Raw genomic sequence first — 14,141 nt, forward strand, 5'->3', positions numbered from 1 at the left:
CCGCCGCTTTTTTCGCGGATAGTGGCAAATGTCACTTGATGCACAACATCTTGTGCATTATACTGGGAATGAAACCGAATATATTGTGGCGCTGTCACAGAAAAACATACAGGGGGAATTTGCATGAAAGTCATCAAGCGCAACGGGACCGAGGTTGTCTTCGGCATTGAAAAGATCATCTCCGCCATCACCAAGGCCAACGGGAGCGTGGAGGAGTCCGCCCGGATGACGCCCATGCAGATTCAGCGGATTGCGGAGTTTGTGGAGCTGAGCTGCCTGAAAATGAACCGCTCCCCCTCGGTGGAGGAGATTCAGGACCTGGTGGAGGTCCAGATCATGGCCCACGGCGCCTACGAGGTGGCGAAGAACTACGTCACCTACCGCTACACCCGCTCTCTGGTCCGCCGCAGCAACACCACCGACGAGAAGATTCTGAGCCTCATCGAGTGCTGCAACGAGGAGGCCAAGCAGGAGAACTCCAACAAAAATCCGGTGGTGAACTCCACCCAGCGGGACTACATGGCCGGCGAGGTCTCCCGGGATTTGAGCGAGCGGCTGCTGCTGCCCAAGGACATTGTGGAGGCCCACAAGGAGGGCATCATCCACTTTCACGACTCGGATTACTACGCCCAGCACATGCACAACTGCGATCTGGTGAACCTGGAGGACATGCTGCAAAACGGCACCGTCATCACCGGCACCCTCATCGAGCGGCCCCACAGCTTCTCCACCGCCTGCAACATCGCCACCCAGATCATCGCCCAGGTGGCCTCCAACCAGTACGGCGGCCAGTCCATCTCCCTGGCCCACCTGGCCCCGTTTGTGGACGTGAGCCGGCGGAAGATCCGCAAGGTGGTGGAGCAGGAGATGGTGGCCATCGGCGTGGAGATCGGCGCGGACAAGCTCTCCGAGCTGGTGGAGGCCCGCCTGCGGGACGAGGTGCGCCGGGGCGTCCAGACCATCCAGTACCAGGTGCTGACGCTGCTGACCACCAACGGGCAGGCCCCCTTCGTCACCGTGTTCATGTACCTGGGGGAGGCGCGGGACGACCAGGAGCGCCGGGACCTGGCGCTGATCATCGAGGAGACGCTGGAGCAGCGCTACCAGGGCGTGAAAAATGAGGAGGGCGTGTGGATCACCCCCGCCTTCCCCAAGCTGATCTACGTGCTGGAGGAGGACAACATCCGGGAGGATGCCCCCTACTGGTATCTCACCCGGCTGGCGGCCAAGTGCACCGCCCGCCGCATGGTGCCAGACTACATCTCCGAAAAGAAGATGCTGGAGCTGAAAATTGACAAGAACGGGGAGGGCCACTGCTACACCTGCATGGGCTGCCGCAGCTTCCTCACCCCCTATGTGGACCCGGAGACCAACCGGCCCAAGTATTACGGCCGGTTCAACCAGGGCGTGGTCACGTTGAACCTGCCGGACGTGGCCCTCAGCTCCGGCGGGGACGAGGAGAAGTTTTGGCGGATTTTCGACGAGCGGCTGGAGCTGTGCCACCGGGCGCTGCTGTGCCGCCACCAGCGGCTCAAGGGCACGCCCTCCGACGTGGCCCCCATTCTGTGGCAGTACGGCGCCTGCGCCCGGCTGAAGAAGGGGGAGACCATCGACAAGCTGCTCTACGGCGGCTACTCCACCATCTCCCTGGGCTATGCGGGCCTCTACGAGTGCGTGAAGTACATGACCGGCAAGAGCCACACGGACCCCGCCGCCACCCCCTTTGCCCTCAGCGTCATGGAGCGGATGAACGATGCCTGCCGGGCCTGGAAGGCGGAGCACAACATCGACTTCTCCCTCTACGGCACGCCGCTGGAGTCCACCACCTATAAATTCGCCAAGTGCCTCCAGCGCCGGTTCGGCGTCATCGAGGGCATCACCGACAAGGGCTATATCACCAACAGCTATCACGTCCACGTCTCGGAGAACATCAACGCCTTCGACAAGCTGAAATTCGAGGCCCAGTTCCAGCACCTGTCCCCCGGCGGCGCCATCAGCTACGTGGAGGTGCCGGACATGCAGAACAACCTGGAGGCGGTGCTCCAGGTGATGAAGTTCATCTACGACAACATCATCTACGCCGAGCTGAACACCAAGAGCGACTACTGCCAGGTCTGCGGCTGGGACGGGGAGATTCAGATCGCGGAGGAGAGCGGCAAGCTGATCTGGCGGTGCCCCAAGTGCGGCAACACGGACCAGGACAAGATGAACGTGGCCCGGCGGACCTGCGGCTACATCGGCACCCAGTTCTGGAACCAGGGCCGGACCCAGGAGATCCGGGACCGGGTTCTGCACCTGTGAGCGCGCGCCATGTACTACGGTGAGATCAAGGACTGCGACATCGCCAACGGCGAGGGCGTCCGGGTGACACTGTTCGTCTCCGGCTGCACGAACCGCTGCAAAAACTGCTTTCAGCCCCAGACCTGGGACTTTGCCTACGGCCAGCCCTTCACCGGGGAGACGGAGGAGCGGCTGCTGGAGCTGCTGGCCCCCGGCTATATCAGCGGCCTGACGCTGCTGGGGGGCGAGCCCTTCGAGCCGGAGAACCAGCGGGCGCTGCTGCCCTTCCTCCGCCGGGTCCGGGCGGCGTATCCGGAAAAGACCATCTGGGGCTTCTCCGGCTTCACCTATGAGGAGCTGACTGCGGGGGGCGGCCATCCCCGCTGCGAGGCGACGGAGGAGCTGCTGTCCCTTCTGGACGTGCTGGTGGACGGCCGGTATGTGGAGGAGCTGAAGGACATCTCCCTCCGCTTCCGGGGCAGCGCCAACCAGCGGCTGATCGACCTGAATGAAAGCCGGCGGGCGGGAACCCTGCGGTTCCTGCCGGACCGGAGATGAGAGGAAGCTATGGAATACAACAAGCCCATTTCCGACATGCGCCCCGGCGACGGGGTGGAGGGATTTTACATCCTGAAAAGCGCCGCGGTGAAGAGCAGCGCCAACGGCAAACCCTTCCTCAGCGCCGTGCTGTGCGACAAGGACGGCGCCATCGAGGCCAAGGCCTGGGACTACGCCGGCCCCGTCTCCACGCCGGAGGAGGGGAAGGTGGTGAAGGTCCGGGGCGCGGTGTCTGAGTACCGGGGCAGCCTCCAGCTGGTCATTGACCGCATCCGCCTGGCGGAGCCGGGGGACCCGGTGGACCGGAGCGCCCTGGTGCCCACGGCCCCCGTGGACCTGGAGGCCGCCTTCCGGGAGGTGGAGGCGCTGGTGGACTCCATGGCCGACGGGGACTACCGGGCGGTGTGCCGCCTGCTGCTGGACCGCCGCGCCGGGGCGCTTCGCACCCTGCCCGCCGCCAAGAGCGTCCACCACAGCTTTGTGGGGGGCCTTTTGATGCACACGGTGTACATGCTGCGCCTGGCGGATTTCCTGGCGGGGCAGTACGGCGGCGTGGTGAACCGGGATTTGCTGCTGGCGGGGACGCTGCTCCACGACTTTGCCAAGGAGGAGGAGTTCACCTGCTCGGAGCTGGGGCTGGTGACGGACTACTCCGTGAAGGGCCAGTTGCTGGGCCATCTGGTGATGGGCGCCCAGGCGGTGGCCCGGGCGGCGGAGGAGGCCGGCGTGCCGGAGGAGAAGTCGGTGCTGCTCCAGCACATGATCCTCTCCCACCACGGGGAGCCGGACTTCGGCGCGGCGGTGCGGCCGGTGTGTGCGGAGAGCGAGCTGCTCTCCTGTATCGACCTCATTGACAGCCGCATGGAGATTTACCGGGAGACCCTGGCGGAGGTGCCGGAGGGCGCCTTCAGCGGCCGGATTTTCGCCCTGGAGAAAAGAATTTACCACCATCCCTGAGGGAACAGGAAAGGCCCCCGCTGCGGACTGGTCCGCGGCGGGGGCCGGGTGCTCCAAAGACCTTGGGGCACGGCAAACTGGAGAGGGGAGAGGCCGGGCACGCCCGCGGCAAAGCGGGGGCTTTCGGCAGCGGAACATGGAGGAAGGAAGAAAATGATCGAACTGCACACGTGGATGGACGGCTTTCTGCGGGGGCTGCGGGAGACCTTCGGCGACAGGATTTACTTTGTGGGCCTACAGGGGAGCTATGGGCGCGGCGAGGCCACCGAGGCCAGCGACATCGACCCGGTGGTGATTCTGGACGAGCTGTCCTGCGCGGACATCCGGACCTATCACCGCCTGCTGGACACGCTCCCCCACCGGGAGCGCATCTGCGGGTTCCTCTCGGGGCGGGAGGAGCTGCTGCGCTGGGAGGCGTCGGACCTCTTCCAGTTCTACTATGATACGAAGCCGGTGCAGGGCAGCCTTGCGGCGCTGCTGCCGCGGATTGACGGCCCCGCCGTGGAGCGGGCCATCCGGCTGGGGGTCTGTAATATCTACCACGGCTGCGTCCATAATATGCTGTATGAGCGGGACGAGGCGCTGCTGCGGGGGCTGTACAAGTCCGCGTCCTTTGTGGTGCAGGCGATTTGCTTTCAGCAGACGGGGCGCTATCCCGGGCGCCAGGCGGAGCTGCCTGCGGTGGCGGAGGGTGCGGAACGGGCGGTGATGGAGACCTTCCTCGCCCTCAAGCGGGGCGGCCCGGTGGAGTTTGACCGCATGTCCGAGCAGCTCTTCCGCTGGGCGCAGGGCCGGATCCAGAGCTGAGCCGCCCTTTCCCCGGCGCGGAGCGCGCCGCGAAGAGACTATCCGCCTTCGGGCGGAGAAACGGAGGAGACTATGGAACAGGACCTTTCCCGGCGGCTGCTGGACTTTCTGGACGGCAGCTCTAGCTGTTACCACGCGGTGGAGAATGTGAGGAGGGCGCTGGAGGCGGCGGGCTACCGGCAACTGTGGGAGTTTCAGCCCTGGCGTCTGGAGGCGGGAGGGCGGTACTTCGTCATCCGGGGGGACTCCACCCTGGCGGCCTTCCGCGTCCCCCGGGGGACGGCCCGGGGCTTTCTGATTGGGGCTGGGCACAGTGACTCCCCCACCTTCAAGCTCCGGGACGGGGGCGAGCTGCTCTCCCCCGGCGGGAGCGTGCGCCTTGCGGTGGAGCCCTACGGCGGCGGGATTTACCGCTCCTGGCTGGACCGGCCCCTGTCCGTAGCGGGCCGGTGCCTGGTGCGGGAGGGGACGCACCTGGCGTCCCGGCTGGTGCAGGTGGACCGGGATCTGCTGGTGATCCCCAGCGTGGCCGTCCACATGGACCGGAACGTGAATAAGGGCACGGCGCTGGACCCCGCCGTGGACCTGCTGCCCCTGTTCGGCCTGGGGGAGCCGGGGGCCTTCCGCCGCCTGATCGCCGAGACGGCGGGGGTCGGGGAGGAGGACCTCCTCTCCACGGAGCTGTTTCTCTATCCCCGGACGCCGGGGACGCTGCTGGGGACGGAGGAGGAGCTGGTGGCCGCCCCCCGGCTGGACGATCTCCAGTGCGTCTTTGCCTGCCTCCGGGGCTTTCTGGCGGCGGAGGAGGGGGAGAGCGTGCCGGTGCTGTGCGTGTTCAACAACGAGGAGGTGGGCAGCGGCACCCGGCAGGGGGCGGACTCCACCTTTCTGGCCGACACGCTGGAGCGGATCAGCGGTGCCCTGGGCAGGGACCGGGAGGGCCACCTCGCGGCGGTGGCGGAGAGCTTCCTGGTGTCGGCGGACAACGCCCACGCCGTTCACCCCGCCCACCCGGAGTACGCGGACAAGCGGGACTTCCCGGTGCTGAACGGCGGCGTGGTCATCAAGTACAACGCCAACCAGCGCTACACCACCGACGCCCTCTCCGACGCCCTGTTCCGCCAGGTCTGCCGGGAGGCGGCGGTGCCGGTGCAGCGCTACAGCAACCGGGCGGACCTGCCCGGCGGCTCCACCCTGGGCAACATCTCCACCGCCCACCTCTCCGTCCCCACGGTGGACGTGGGACTGCCCCAGCTGGCCATGCACAGCTGCTACGAGGTGGCGGGGGCCAGGGACACCGCCTATCTGGCAAGGGCCATGGCCCGGTACTACGGCGGCAGCCTCCGGTACCGGGAGGGCGGCAGCCTGGAGTTTCAATAGGACGCAGCACCCCGGAACGCGAAGCGTTCCGGGGTGTTTTTTTTTGCGAAAAGGGTTGACAGATGCGGCGGGCGGTGTATAATATGAAGCATCCTTCATGTGAAGGGTGCTTCATATTCTGGAGGGGGCAGGGGGGAGACGGGTGCAGAACCGGGTTCGGGAGCTGCGGACGGCGGCGGGACTGACCCAGCAGCAGCTGGCGGAGCGGGTCCATGTGTCGTCCCGGACCATCATCTCCCTGGAGAAGGGGCAGTACAACCCGTCGCTGCTGCTGGCCTACCGGATGGCGCTGGTGCTAGGCACCAGCATGGAGACGCTCTATTGTCTACCAGAAAATAAAGAGTGGGAGGACCGGCAGTATGCGGAAGAGGATCTACTATAAGAAGAATTTTTACGGCGGCCTGGCGGCGCTGGCCCTGGGGCTGCTGAACCCGCTGACCTGCCTCTGGCGGGGCTGGGAGCGCTTCGGCCTGAAAGACGGCCTGATCGCCCTGTTCCTGGTCCTCACCGGGCTGAGCATGCTCCTGCGGAGCCTGGACCGGGAGGCCGCCCGGGCGGATCGGACGGAGGACCAAGACGAGCGCAGCCGCTGGATAGAGCTGCGCAGCCGGGCGGCCTGCTACCGGGCGGGCTTCTGGCTGGTGCTGGCGGGGATGGCGGGCTGCGTGGCCGGTTACGGGCTGACGGAGAACCCGGCCTTCGTCCACATGATGCTGCCGCTGCTGGCGCTGTATCTGGCCGCCGGTCTGGCCCGGCTGGCCACCCTTCTGCACTTTGAACGGCGGGGATGAGAGGAGAACACGAGATGAAGATCTACAATCGGCGAAACTTTGCCGTGGGGCTGGTCTGCCTGGGTCTGGCGGCAGTCTGCGGTATCCTGATGGCGGTCCAGGGCGTCTCCGTCAAGCTGCTGGTGAGCACGGTGCTGCTGGCGGCCCTGGGGTGGGCGGACCTGGCGTGGGCCGTGGACAAGTCCATGGGGATGCCCCTGCCGGACGAGCGGGACCGGCAGGTGGTGCAGCGGAGCGCCTGGCGGGCCTACCGGCTGCTGACCGACGGGTGCCTGCTGGCCGCCGGAGGGATGCTGATCGCCTACGGCGTCTGGCGCTCGCCGCTGGTGCTGGCGGCGGGGACAACACTGGTGGGCGTGGTGCTGGCGGCGTTTTTGCTGCTGCTGGGCGCCAACGTCTTCTATGAAAAGAGGCTGTGACCATGGAGCGGGTGGGACGGCGGCCCCGGAAGGACGAGCGGGACGTCCAGCTGGAGAAGGAGGCCCGGAGCTGTGCGGCGGAGGGCATGGTGGCGCTGGGCGAGGTGTTTTTGGTGGTCTGCGCGGTGCGGGGCGACCCGGCCTGGCGGGGGTTTCTCAGCCTGATCCTGGAGGGGACGGCGGCGCTGCTGCTCCACCGCTACGGCGGGGACCGGGAGCGGCCCTGGCTGTATGCGGGACTGGCCTTTGCCGCCGGGGCCCTGGGGACGGGGCTCTGGTTTTTGCTGGGATAAGGAAACAGGACCGGCCCTAGGGCCGGTCCTGCTGGCTTTTTTGGAAGGTGAGGTATCCCTCCAGAATCAGGGACGCCGCCACGGCGTCCACCACTTTTTTTCGCTTTTTCGCGTTTTTTCCCCCGGTCATCAAAATCCGGTGGGCGTCGATGGTGGTGCGCCGCTCGTCCCAGAGGACCACCGGCAGCGCGGTGACGGCGCGCAGCAGCTCCGCCATGGCGGCGGCCTTCTCCGCCCGGGGGCCCAGAGTGCCGTCCATGTTCTTGGGATAGCCCAGCACCAGCTCCTCCACCCCGTGCTCCGCAGCCAGGGCGGCCACCCGGTCTGCCACGGCCTCCGGGCGGTAGGCGTCGATGGTGGTGGTGAAGCCGGCCAAAAAGCCGGTGGGGTCGGAGATGGCAATGCCGGTATGGGCGTCGCCGTAGTCGATGGCCATGATGCGCATAAAACCGTCCTCGCTTGTCCGTTTTGCCCCATCATAGCACACCGGCGCCCCCGGCGCAAGGGGCGGTGCGTCCCCGCCGGAGACGGGAAAAAAGAAAGAGAAATGATGGAAAAAACAGTTGACCTTCGGTTTGACCTGTGGTACAATCTTTCTTACCTGTGAAAAAGGGCTTTTTTGTCGTGCGCGTTTTTCGCTTTTCAGCCGCGGCGGGAAGGACCTGAGACAAAGGCAGGGAGGCAGTCGGTATCCCCGGCAAGCCGGGAACGATACCAATAATAAGGAGGTGCCGTTAGATGCGCGTTAAAGTCACTTTGAGATGCAACGAGTGCAAGCAGAGAAACTACAATACCATGAAGAACAAGAAGAACACCCCGGACAAGCTTGAGCTGAACAAGTATTGCCCCTTCTGCAAGAAGCACACGCTCCACAGCGAAACCAAGTAATGGCGACGAATTTGAGAAAGGGCGTGTAACGAAGAATGGCAGAAGAAGCGAAGAAGAAAAAGGATCGCGGACTCTGGTTCCGCGAGATGAAAAGCGAGCTGAAAAAGGTCGTCTGGCCTGACCGGAAGACCGTTGTGAAAAACACCGGCACCGTGCTGCTGTGCTCTCTCGTGATCGGCGCCTGCATTTGGATTTTCGACGGCGTGGCCTATTCCGCCGTGCAGATGATCCTCAGCGTGTTTGGCGCTTAAGGAGTAGAATATGTCAGACAGCGCGAAGTGGTATGTCATCCATACCTATTCCGGCTATGAAAATGCCGTCAAGAGCAGCATCGAGAAACTCGTCACCGGCCGCAACATGGAGGACAAAATCCTGCGGATTGAGATCCCCCTGGAGACCGTGACGGAGGTCACCGAATCCGGCACCAGCAAAGAGGTGGAGCGGAAGGTGTTTCCCGGCTACGTGCTGATCAAGATGGTCATGACCGACGATACCTGGCACTTGGTGCGGAACGTCCGCGGCGTCACCGGCTTTGTGGGCTCCGCCAACAAGGCCATCCCCCTCACCGAGGAGGAGGTGCTGGCCATGGGCATGGAGAAGCACGAGATCGTTGTCCGGTATCAGGTGGGCGACCACGTGAAAATCGTGGACGGCCCGCTGGCGAGCTTCACCGGCATTGTCGAGGAGATCGAGCCCGAGAAGAACCGGGTCAGCGTGATGGTCTCCATGTTCGGCAGAGAGACGCCCGTAGAGCTGGAACTGGACCAGGTCGAGGTCCAGGGCTGAACACGCGCCGCCCGGCAGGGCGGAGATTGCCGGAGGCTTCCGGCACAAGTGGGAGGGGCTCTTCCGGCCCCGCCAAGAACGGACCCTCCCGGGTCCGCCACCACATTTATATTTTAGGAGGTGCTACTCCGTGGCACAGAAGATTACTGGTTATGTAAAGCTGCAGATCCCCGCAGGCAAGGCGACTCCCGCCCCCCCCGTCGGCCCCGCTCTGGGCCAGCACGGCGTGAACATTGCCGCTTTCACCAAGGAGTTCAACGAGCGTACCAAGAATGAGATGGGCATGATCATCCCCGTGGTCATCACCGTGTACTCCGACCGCTCCTTCTCCTTCATCACCAAGACGCCCCCCGCGGCCGTCCTGATCAAGAAGGAGTGCAACATCGAGTCCGGCTCCGGCGTGCCCAACAAGACCAAGGTCGCCACCATTTCCAAGGCCTCCGTTCAGAAGATTGCCGAGCTGAAAATGCAGGACCTGAACGCCGCCAGCCTGGAAGCCGCCATGAGCATGGTTGCCGGCACCTGCCGCTCCATGGGCGTCGTCGTCGGCGACTGACATCTATTATCATCAGCCGAGCGGCTGAAAAGGCCGCTCCATACAGTGGGAGGATTGGATTCCGAAGAACCACTATGAGGAGGAAGTAACATTGTTTAGAGGCAAGAAATATCAGGAGAGCGCGAAGCAGATCGACAAGAACGCCCAGTACGAAGCTGCCGAGGGCCTGGCCCTGATCTGCAAGACCGCCAGCGCCAAGTTTGACGAGACCGTGGAACTGCACGTGAAGCTGGGCGTGGATTCCCGGCACGCCGACCAGCAGGTCCGCGGCGCCATCGTGCTGCCCCACGGCACCGGCAAGACCGTCCGCGTGCTGGTCTTCGCCAAGGGCGACAAGGCCGACGCCGCCCGTGAGGCCGGCGCCGACTACGTGGGCGACATGGACCTGGTGGAGAAGATCCAGAAGGAAAACTGGTTCGACTTTGACGTGGTGGTTGCCAGCCCCGACATGATGGGCGTGGTGGGCCGCCTGGGTAAGGTCCTGGGCCCCAAGGGCCTGATGCCCTCCCCCAAGGCCGGCACCGTCACCCCCGACGTGGGCAAGGCCGTCAAGGAGGTCAAGGCCGGTAAGATCGAGTACCGTCTGGACAAGACCAACATCATCCACTGCCCCATCGGCAAGGTGTCCTTCGGCGCCGAGAAGCTGACCGAGAACTACAACGCCCTGATGGGCGCCATCGTCAAGGCCAAGCCCGCCACCGCCAAGGGCCAGTATATCCGCAGCTGCGTGGCCGCTTCCACCATGGGCCCCGGCGTCAAGATGAGCACCGCGAAGCTGGTCTGAGTCCCGCGGGGAAGCGCGCTTCCCCTTTCAACCCCGTATATTTGGGTATTGACTTTTGTCGGATACTTGAATATAATATCAGATGCGTTCCAAAGACAGCAGGTGGGCCTAGCCCGTAAATCCTGCCGAGGGCGGCAAATCGAAAGATTGCTATCCGTCCTTGTGTCTTTGCGGCACAAGGACGGTTTCCTTTTTTGAACGCACCTATAAATTTCCTGGAGGTGAAAACAAGAATGCCTAACGCAAAGGTCTTATCTGAAAAGCAGGCCATCGTGGCCGGGCTGACCGAAAAGATTCAGAAGGCCACCGCCGGTGTGATTGTCGACTACAAGGGTATTACCGTTGAAGAAGACACCGCCCTGCGCAAGGAGTGCCGCGAGAGCAACGTGGATTACGCGGTTGTGAAGAACACCCTGCTCCGCTTTGCCTTCAACAACACCGGGCTGAGCGAGCTGGACGGTCTGCTGAACGGCACCACGTCCCTGGCCCTGTGCGATGATCCCGTGGCGCCCGCCCGGGTCATGGCTAACTACGCCAAGAAGCTGGACGGCAAGTTTGAGATCAAGGGCGGCTTCATGGACGGCAAGCCCGTGGACCTGGCCACCATCAACTCCCTGGCTTCCATCCCCGCGCTGCCCGTCCTGCAGGCGCAGGTCCTGGGCACCATGCTGGCGCCCATCACCGGCCTGGCCGTCGTTCTGAAGCAGATCGCCGAGAAGAACGGCGCCCCCGCCGAAGAGGCTGCCCCCGCTGCCGAATAAGCGTTTCGACAGCACTACTTTTATTAAATTTACAATTAGGAGGCACATCACATGTCTGAGAAAGTTACCGCTATGATCGAAGAGATCAAGGGCCTGACCGTTCTGGAGCTGAGCGAGCTGGTGCACGCTCTGGAGGAGGAGTTCGGCGTTTCCGCCGCCGCCATGGCCGCTCCCGCTGCCGCCGCCGCTCCCGTTGCCGAGGAGAAGACCGAGTTTGACGTGGTCCTGACCGGCTTCGACGCCGCCGCCAAGATCAAGGTCATCAAGGCCGTCCGCGAGATCACCGGCCAGGGCCTGGCCGAGGCCAAGGCCACCGTCGAGGGCGCTCCCGCCACTCTGAAGGAGGGCGCTTCCAAGGACGATGCCGAGGCCATGAAGAAGCAGCTGGAAGAGGCCGGCGCCAAGGTCGAGCTGAAGTAAGACCGCCGATTCAACCGGTTACAAAAAATCCCTGTCCGCCTGGACAGGGATTTTTTTCTTGCCGTGGGATATTTCGCCGGTTGGCGCCGTATTCCGGTTGACACGATGGGAAGGGAGCAGGGCCATGACGGAGGAGCAGTTTACAAACGCGGCGGCGGAACATCTGGACATGGTGTACCGGATCGCCCTCAACTGGTTTCGGAACGCCGCCGACGCCGAGGACATCGCCCAGACCGTGATGCTGCGGCTGTGGCAATCCGACAGGGACTTCGGGGAGGCGGCGTACCTGCGCCACTGGCTGGTGCGGGTGACCCTCAACGCCTGCAAGGACCTGTCCCGGACGCCTTGGCGGCGGCACACGGTGTCCCTGGAGGCGTGCCGGGAGGCGGCCTTCTCCTCCCCGGAGGGGGGGATGCTGTTCCGGGAGGTGATGGCCCTGCCCGCCAAGTACCGCCTGCCGCTGTACCTCTACTACTACGAGGGATACTCCGTGAAGGAGGTGGGGGAGCTGCTGGGACTGAACCCCTCCACGGTGCAGACCCGGCTGGCCAGGGCCAGAGACAGACTGCGACAGAGCTTGGAGGAGGTGTGAGCCGTGGAGGAACAGTACCGGGCGGTGTTTGACGAGGTTCGGGCTTCCGAGACCTTGCGAAAGAAGGTGGCGGATATGACGAAACAGGAGCGGCGGAAGGTGCGGCGGAAGGTCTCCCGGGCCGCGCTGGCGGCGGCGATTTTGGCGGCGGTGCTGGCGGGCACGGTGGCGGCGGCGACGGTGGAGACGCCGATCCGGCGGTGGCTGGGCTTCGCGCCCCCGGCCGGGGCGGAGACGGAGGAGATGGCACCGGTGGAGGCGCCGCCTGCACCGCCCAAGCGGCCGGAGCCGCCCGCTCCCCCGCCGGAGGCACCGGAGGAGGCGCCGGAGAAGACGCCGGAGCCGGTGCTGGAGACGGCCCAGGCGTGGCACGCGGAGGCGTGGGAGAGGCACACGGCGCAGACGGCCCTGCCGGAGGAACAGGAGCGGATTGTGGAGTCTCTGACGGTTCCGGTGGGAGCCAGCGCCGTGGAGGACGGCGTCACGGTGACGGTGGATTCCGTCACCGTGGGGGACAACACCCTTTGGACGCTGGTGAAGGTGGACGGCGCCGCCGCCTTTGGGGCGGAGGAGCGGCTGGACCGGCGGCTGTTCCAGTCGGTGGAGATCGCGTTTTTCTCTCCGGAGGGGGCGCCGCTGGAGACGACGCAGAAGGGGTATGCCTCGGACTTTGCCGGCGCGGACGGCCAGGGGCATCTGGCCACCATGCTGCGGGTGTTCGCGGAGTTTCTGGACCCGGCGGTGACGCTGCGGGACGGCTGCACCGTGGAGCTGACCTTCTGGGGCCTGAGCTGCGGAGACGAGGTGCTGGAGGGCGGGCCGTGGGCGCTGCGGTTTGACCTGGCGCCCATGGGGCAGGCGCTGCCGGTGCGGACGGCGGAGCGGGCTCAGGTGACGGCGCTGGAGGGCGGCGAGGAGCGCACGGTCGTCATCCGGAACGTGCGGGTCACCCCCGAGGAGGTCCGCTTTGTGGTGGACGGGACAGTTCGGCCGTTGGTGGAGAGCGTGGTGCTGGCGGACGGGATGGAGATCGAGGTGGAGAACTACGGCGCCGGAACTCCGGCGGCGGGGGAGACGGAGGCCACGGAGTGGATCTTCTACTGGAGCCTGCCCATCGACCTGACGCAGGCGGAGGCCCTGCGGTTCGGGGACGTCCTAGTGCCCCTGACATGAAAGCAAGCCCGGCGGACCACAGGTCCGCCGGGCTTGCTTTCCGTTTTCACATCACCAGGCACAGCAGAATCGGCCAAAAAATGGCGGGCACCAGGTTCATCACCTTGATCTTCGTCAGGCCCAGCATGTTGAAGGACAGGGCCACGATCAAAAGGGAGCCCACACAGGTCATCTCCGCGATGACCGCGTCCCCCAGGTAGGGCTGGAGGAAGGAGGCCAGCAGGGCGATGGAGCCCTGATAGAGAAAGATGGCCACGGCGGAGAAGGCCACCCCCAGGCCCAGAGAGGCGCCGAAGACCACGGAGCTGATGCCGTCCAGCAGGGATTTGGCGAAGAGGGTGGCGTGGTCGCCGGTGAGGCCGTCCTGGAGGGCGCCCACGATGGCCATGGCGCCCACGCAGAAGAGGAGGCTGGCGGTGACGAAGCCCTCGGAGATGGAGGCCTGTCCGCCGCCGCGGACCAGATGCTCCGTCCGCTTCTGCACCCAGTCGCCCAGGGAACGCATCCGCCGGTCCAGGTCCAGCAGCTCTCCGATGAGGGCGCCCAGCACCATGGAGAGAATGGCGATGAGGGAGTTGCTGCCCTTCAGGCAGCCGCTGATGCCCAGGAACAGCACGCACAGGGCCACGCCCTGCATGACGATGGTCTGCAGCCGCTGGCCCAATGCGGCGCTGCCGGCGGGGAGGACGGCGGAGA

20 protein-coding genes and 1 other annotated feature are annotated in these 14,141 nt (G+C 64.9%); of the genes, 18 read left to right on the forward strand and 2 right to left on the reverse strand.

From position 1 onward, the window contains the following. Positions 1–123: 123 nt before the first annotated feature. From nrdD to QZS21_RS04920, 9 genes are all read left to right on the forward strand, one after another. Positions 124–2,301 (forward strand): anaerobic ribonucleoside-triphosphate reductase, encoded by a 2,178-nt coding sequence (gene nrdD, locus QZS21_RS04880; RefSeq protein ID WP_295580887.1) that lies wholly within the window; start codon positions 124–126, stop codon positions 2,299–2,301. A 9-nt stretch (positions 2,302–2,310) separates the two neighbouring features. Further along, complete coding sequence (gene nrdG / locus QZS21_RS04885) at positions 2,311–2,838, forward strand: anaerobic ribonucleoside-triphosphate reductase activating protein (RefSeq protein WP_295580889.1); 528 nt, start codon at positions 2,311–2,313, stop codon at positions 2,836–2,838. A gap of 9 nt (positions 2,839–2,847) precedes the next feature. Then, on the forward strand, positions 2,848–3,795 hold the full coding sequence (locus QZS21_RS04890; RefSeq protein WP_295580891.1) for a 3'-5' exoribonuclease YhaM family protein: 948 nt from the start codon (positions 2,848–2,850) through the stop codon (positions 3,793–3,795). A gap of 153 nt (positions 3,796–3,948) precedes the next feature. Continuing rightward, positions 3,949–4,602: a nucleotidyltransferase domain-containing protein gene (locus tag QZS21_RS04895; protein WP_295580893.1), complete on the forward strand. Its 654-nt coding sequence runs from the start codon at positions 3,949–3,951 to the stop codon at positions 4,600–4,602. 72 nt (positions 4,603–4,674) lie between these two features. Next, entirely contained in the window at positions 4,675–5,982 is a 1,308-nt protein-coding gene (locus tag QZS21_RS04900) for a M18 family aminopeptidase (protein WP_295580895.1), read from the forward strand. A 142-nt stretch (positions 5,983–6,124) separates the two neighbouring features. Next, positions 6,125–6,364 carry a helix-turn-helix transcriptional regulator gene (locus tag QZS21_RS04905; protein WP_295580896.1) on the forward strand — a complete coding sequence of 80 codons (240 nt, stop codon included), beginning with the start codon at positions 6,125–6,127 and terminating at the stop codon, positions 6,362–6,364. Continuing rightward, positions 6,342–6,773 carry a hypothetical protein gene (locus QZS21_RS04910; RefSeq protein ID WP_295580898.1) on the forward strand — a complete coding sequence of 144 codons (432 nt, stop codon included), beginning with the start codon at positions 6,342–6,344 and terminating at the stop codon, positions 6,771–6,773. Before QZS21_RS04905 ends, QZS21_RS04910 begins: the two co-directional genes overlap by 23 nt. Before the next feature lie 14 nt (positions 6,774–6,787). Further along, positions 6,788–7,192 carry a hypothetical protein gene (locus QZS21_RS04915; RefSeq protein WP_295580899.1) on the forward strand — a complete coding sequence of 135 codons (405 nt, stop codon included), beginning with the start codon at positions 6,788–6,790 and terminating at the stop codon, positions 7,190–7,192. 2 nt (positions 7,193–7,194) lie between these two features. Further along, positions 7,195–7,485 (forward strand): hypothetical protein, encoded by a 291-nt coding sequence (locus tag QZS21_RS04920; RefSeq protein WP_295580900.1) that lies wholly within the window; start codon positions 7,195–7,197, stop codon positions 7,483–7,485. 16 nt (positions 7,486–7,501) lie between these two features. Here the strand turns inward: QZS21_RS04920 and ruvX are convergent, their stop codons facing one another. Continuing rightward, complete coding sequence (ruvX, locus tag QZS21_RS04925; RefSeq protein WP_295580901.1) at positions 7,502–7,930, reverse strand: Holliday junction resolvase RuvX; 429 nt, start codon at positions 7,928–7,930, stop codon at positions 7,502–7,504. 293 nt (positions 7,931–8,223) lie between these two features. On the opposite strand from ruvX, the gene rpmG reads away from it, so the two are divergent. From rpmG to QZS21_RS04970, 9 genes are all read left to right on the forward strand, one after another. Then, positions 8,224–8,373: a 50S ribosomal protein L33 gene (gene rpmG, locus QZS21_RS04930; protein WP_213038240.1), complete on the forward strand. Its 150-nt coding sequence runs from the start codon at positions 8,224–8,226 to the stop codon at positions 8,371–8,373. An 86-nt stretch (positions 8,374–8,459) separates the two neighbouring features. Continuing rightward, complete coding sequence (gene secE, locus QZS21_RS04935; protein WP_295580902.1) at positions 8,460–8,624, forward strand: preprotein translocase subunit SecE; 165 nt, start codon at positions 8,460–8,462, stop codon at positions 8,622–8,624. A gap of 10 nt (positions 8,625–8,634) precedes the next feature. After that, positions 8,635–9,159 carry a transcription termination/antitermination protein NusG gene (gene nusG, locus QZS21_RS04940; protein ID WP_295580903.1) on the forward strand — a complete coding sequence of 175 codons (525 nt, stop codon included), beginning with the start codon at positions 8,635–8,637 and terminating at the stop codon, positions 9,157–9,159. 130 nt (positions 9,160–9,289) lie between these two features. After that, complete coding sequence (gene rplK, locus QZS21_RS04945) at positions 9,290–9,715, forward strand: 50S ribosomal protein L11 (protein ID WP_295580904.1); 426 nt, start codon at positions 9,290–9,292, stop codon at positions 9,713–9,715. 91 nt (positions 9,716–9,806) lie between these two features. After that, positions 9,807–10,499: a 50S ribosomal protein L1 gene (gene rplA, locus QZS21_RS04950; protein WP_295580905.1), complete on the forward strand. Its 693-nt coding sequence runs from the start codon at positions 9,807–9,809 to the stop codon at positions 10,497–10,499. 71 nt (positions 10,500–10,570) lie between these two features. Then, positions 10,571–10,699 (forward strand) — a sequence feature (ribosomal protein L10 leader region). A 33-nt stretch (positions 10,700–10,732) separates the two neighbouring features. After that, the gene (gene rplJ, locus QZS21_RS04955) at positions 10,733–11,260 is read left to right on the forward strand and encodes a 50S ribosomal protein L10 (RefSeq protein WP_295580907.1); all 528 of its coding nucleotides are present in this window, start codon (positions 10,733–10,735) and stop codon (positions 11,258–11,260) included. 51 nt (positions 11,261–11,311) lie between these two features. Further along, complete coding sequence (gene rplL, locus QZS21_RS04960; protein WP_295580909.1) at positions 11,312–11,680, forward strand: 50S ribosomal protein L7/L12; 369 nt, start codon at positions 11,312–11,314, stop codon at positions 11,678–11,680. 124 nt (positions 11,681–11,804) lie between these two features. Further along, the gene (locus QZS21_RS04965; RefSeq protein WP_295580911.1) at positions 11,805–12,272 is read left to right on the forward strand and encodes a sigma-70 family RNA polymerase sigma factor; all 468 of its coding nucleotides are present in this window, start codon (positions 11,805–11,807) and stop codon (positions 12,270–12,272) included. Between the two features lie 3 nt (positions 12,273–12,275). Then, positions 12,276–13,445 (forward strand): hypothetical protein, encoded by a 1,170-nt coding sequence (locus tag QZS21_RS04970; RefSeq protein ID WP_295580913.1) that lies wholly within the window; start codon positions 12,276–12,278, stop codon positions 13,443–13,445. Between the two features lie 46 nt (positions 13,446–13,491). On the opposite strand, the gene QZS21_RS04975 is transcribed toward QZS21_RS04970, so the two are convergent. Further along, positions 13,492–14,141: DUF554 domain-containing protein (locus QZS21_RS04975; protein ID WP_295580915.1), on the reverse strand; the 650-nt coding region annotated here is incomplete at its 5' end.

Origin of the sequence: uncultured Oscillibacter sp. (assembly GCF_900544955.1) — a bacterium.
GTDB lineage: Bacteria > Bacillota > Clostridia > Oscillospirales > Oscillospiraceae > Oscillibacter.

Coding starts and splice junctions, on each gene's coding strand:
- nrdD (WP_295580887.1), top strand. CDS start 124: ATGAAAGTCATCAAGCGCAACGGGACCGAGGTTGTCTTCGGCATTGAA.
- nrdG (WP_295580889.1), top strand. CDS start 2,311: ATGTACTACGGTGAGATCAAGGACTGCGACATCGCCAACGGCGAGGGC.
- QZS21_RS04890 (WP_295580891.1), top strand. CDS start 2,848: ATGGAATACAACAAGCCCATTTCCGACATGCGCCCCGGCGACGGGGTG.
- QZS21_RS04895 (WP_295580893.1), top strand. CDS start 3,949: ATGATCGAACTGCACACGTGGATGGACGGCTTTCTGCGGGGGCTGCGG.
- QZS21_RS04900 (WP_295580895.1), top strand. CDS start 4,675: ATGGAACAGGACCTTTCCCGGCGGCTGCTGGACTTTCTGGACGGCAGC.
- QZS21_RS04910 (WP_295580898.1), top strand. CDS start 6,342: ATGCGGAAGAGGATCTACTATAAGAAGAATTTTTACGGCGGCCTGGCG.
- QZS21_RS04915 (WP_295580899.1), top strand. CDS start 6,788: ATGAAGATCTACAATCGGCGAAACTTTGCCGTGGGGCTGGTCTGCCTG.
- QZS21_RS04920 (WP_295580900.1), top strand. CDS start 7,195: ATGGAGCGGGTGGGACGGCGGCCCCGGAAGGACGAGCGGGACGTCCAG.
- ruvX (WP_295580901.1), bottom strand. CDS start 7,930: ATGCGCATCATGGCCATCGACTACGGCGACGCCCATACCGGCATTGCC.
- rpmG (WP_213038240.1), top strand. CDS start 8,224: ATGCGCGTTAAAGTCACTTTGAGATGCAACGAGTGCAAGCAGAGAAAC.
- secE (WP_295580902.1), top strand. CDS start 8,460: ATGAAAAGCGAGCTGAAAAAGGTCGTCTGGCCTGACCGGAAGACCGTT.
- nusG (WP_295580903.1), top strand. CDS start 8,635: ATGTCAGACAGCGCGAAGTGGTATGTCATCCATACCTATTCCGGCTAT.
- rplJ (WP_295580907.1), top strand. CDS start 10,733: ATGCCTAACGCAAAGGTCTTATCTGAAAAGCAGGCCATCGTGGCCGGG.
- rplL (WP_295580909.1), top strand. CDS start 11,312: ATGTCTGAGAAAGTTACCGCTATGATCGAAGAGATCAAGGGCCTGACC.
- QZS21_RS04965 (WP_295580911.1), top strand. CDS start 11,805: ATGACGGAGGAGCAGTTTACAAACGCGGCGGCGGAACATCTGGACATG.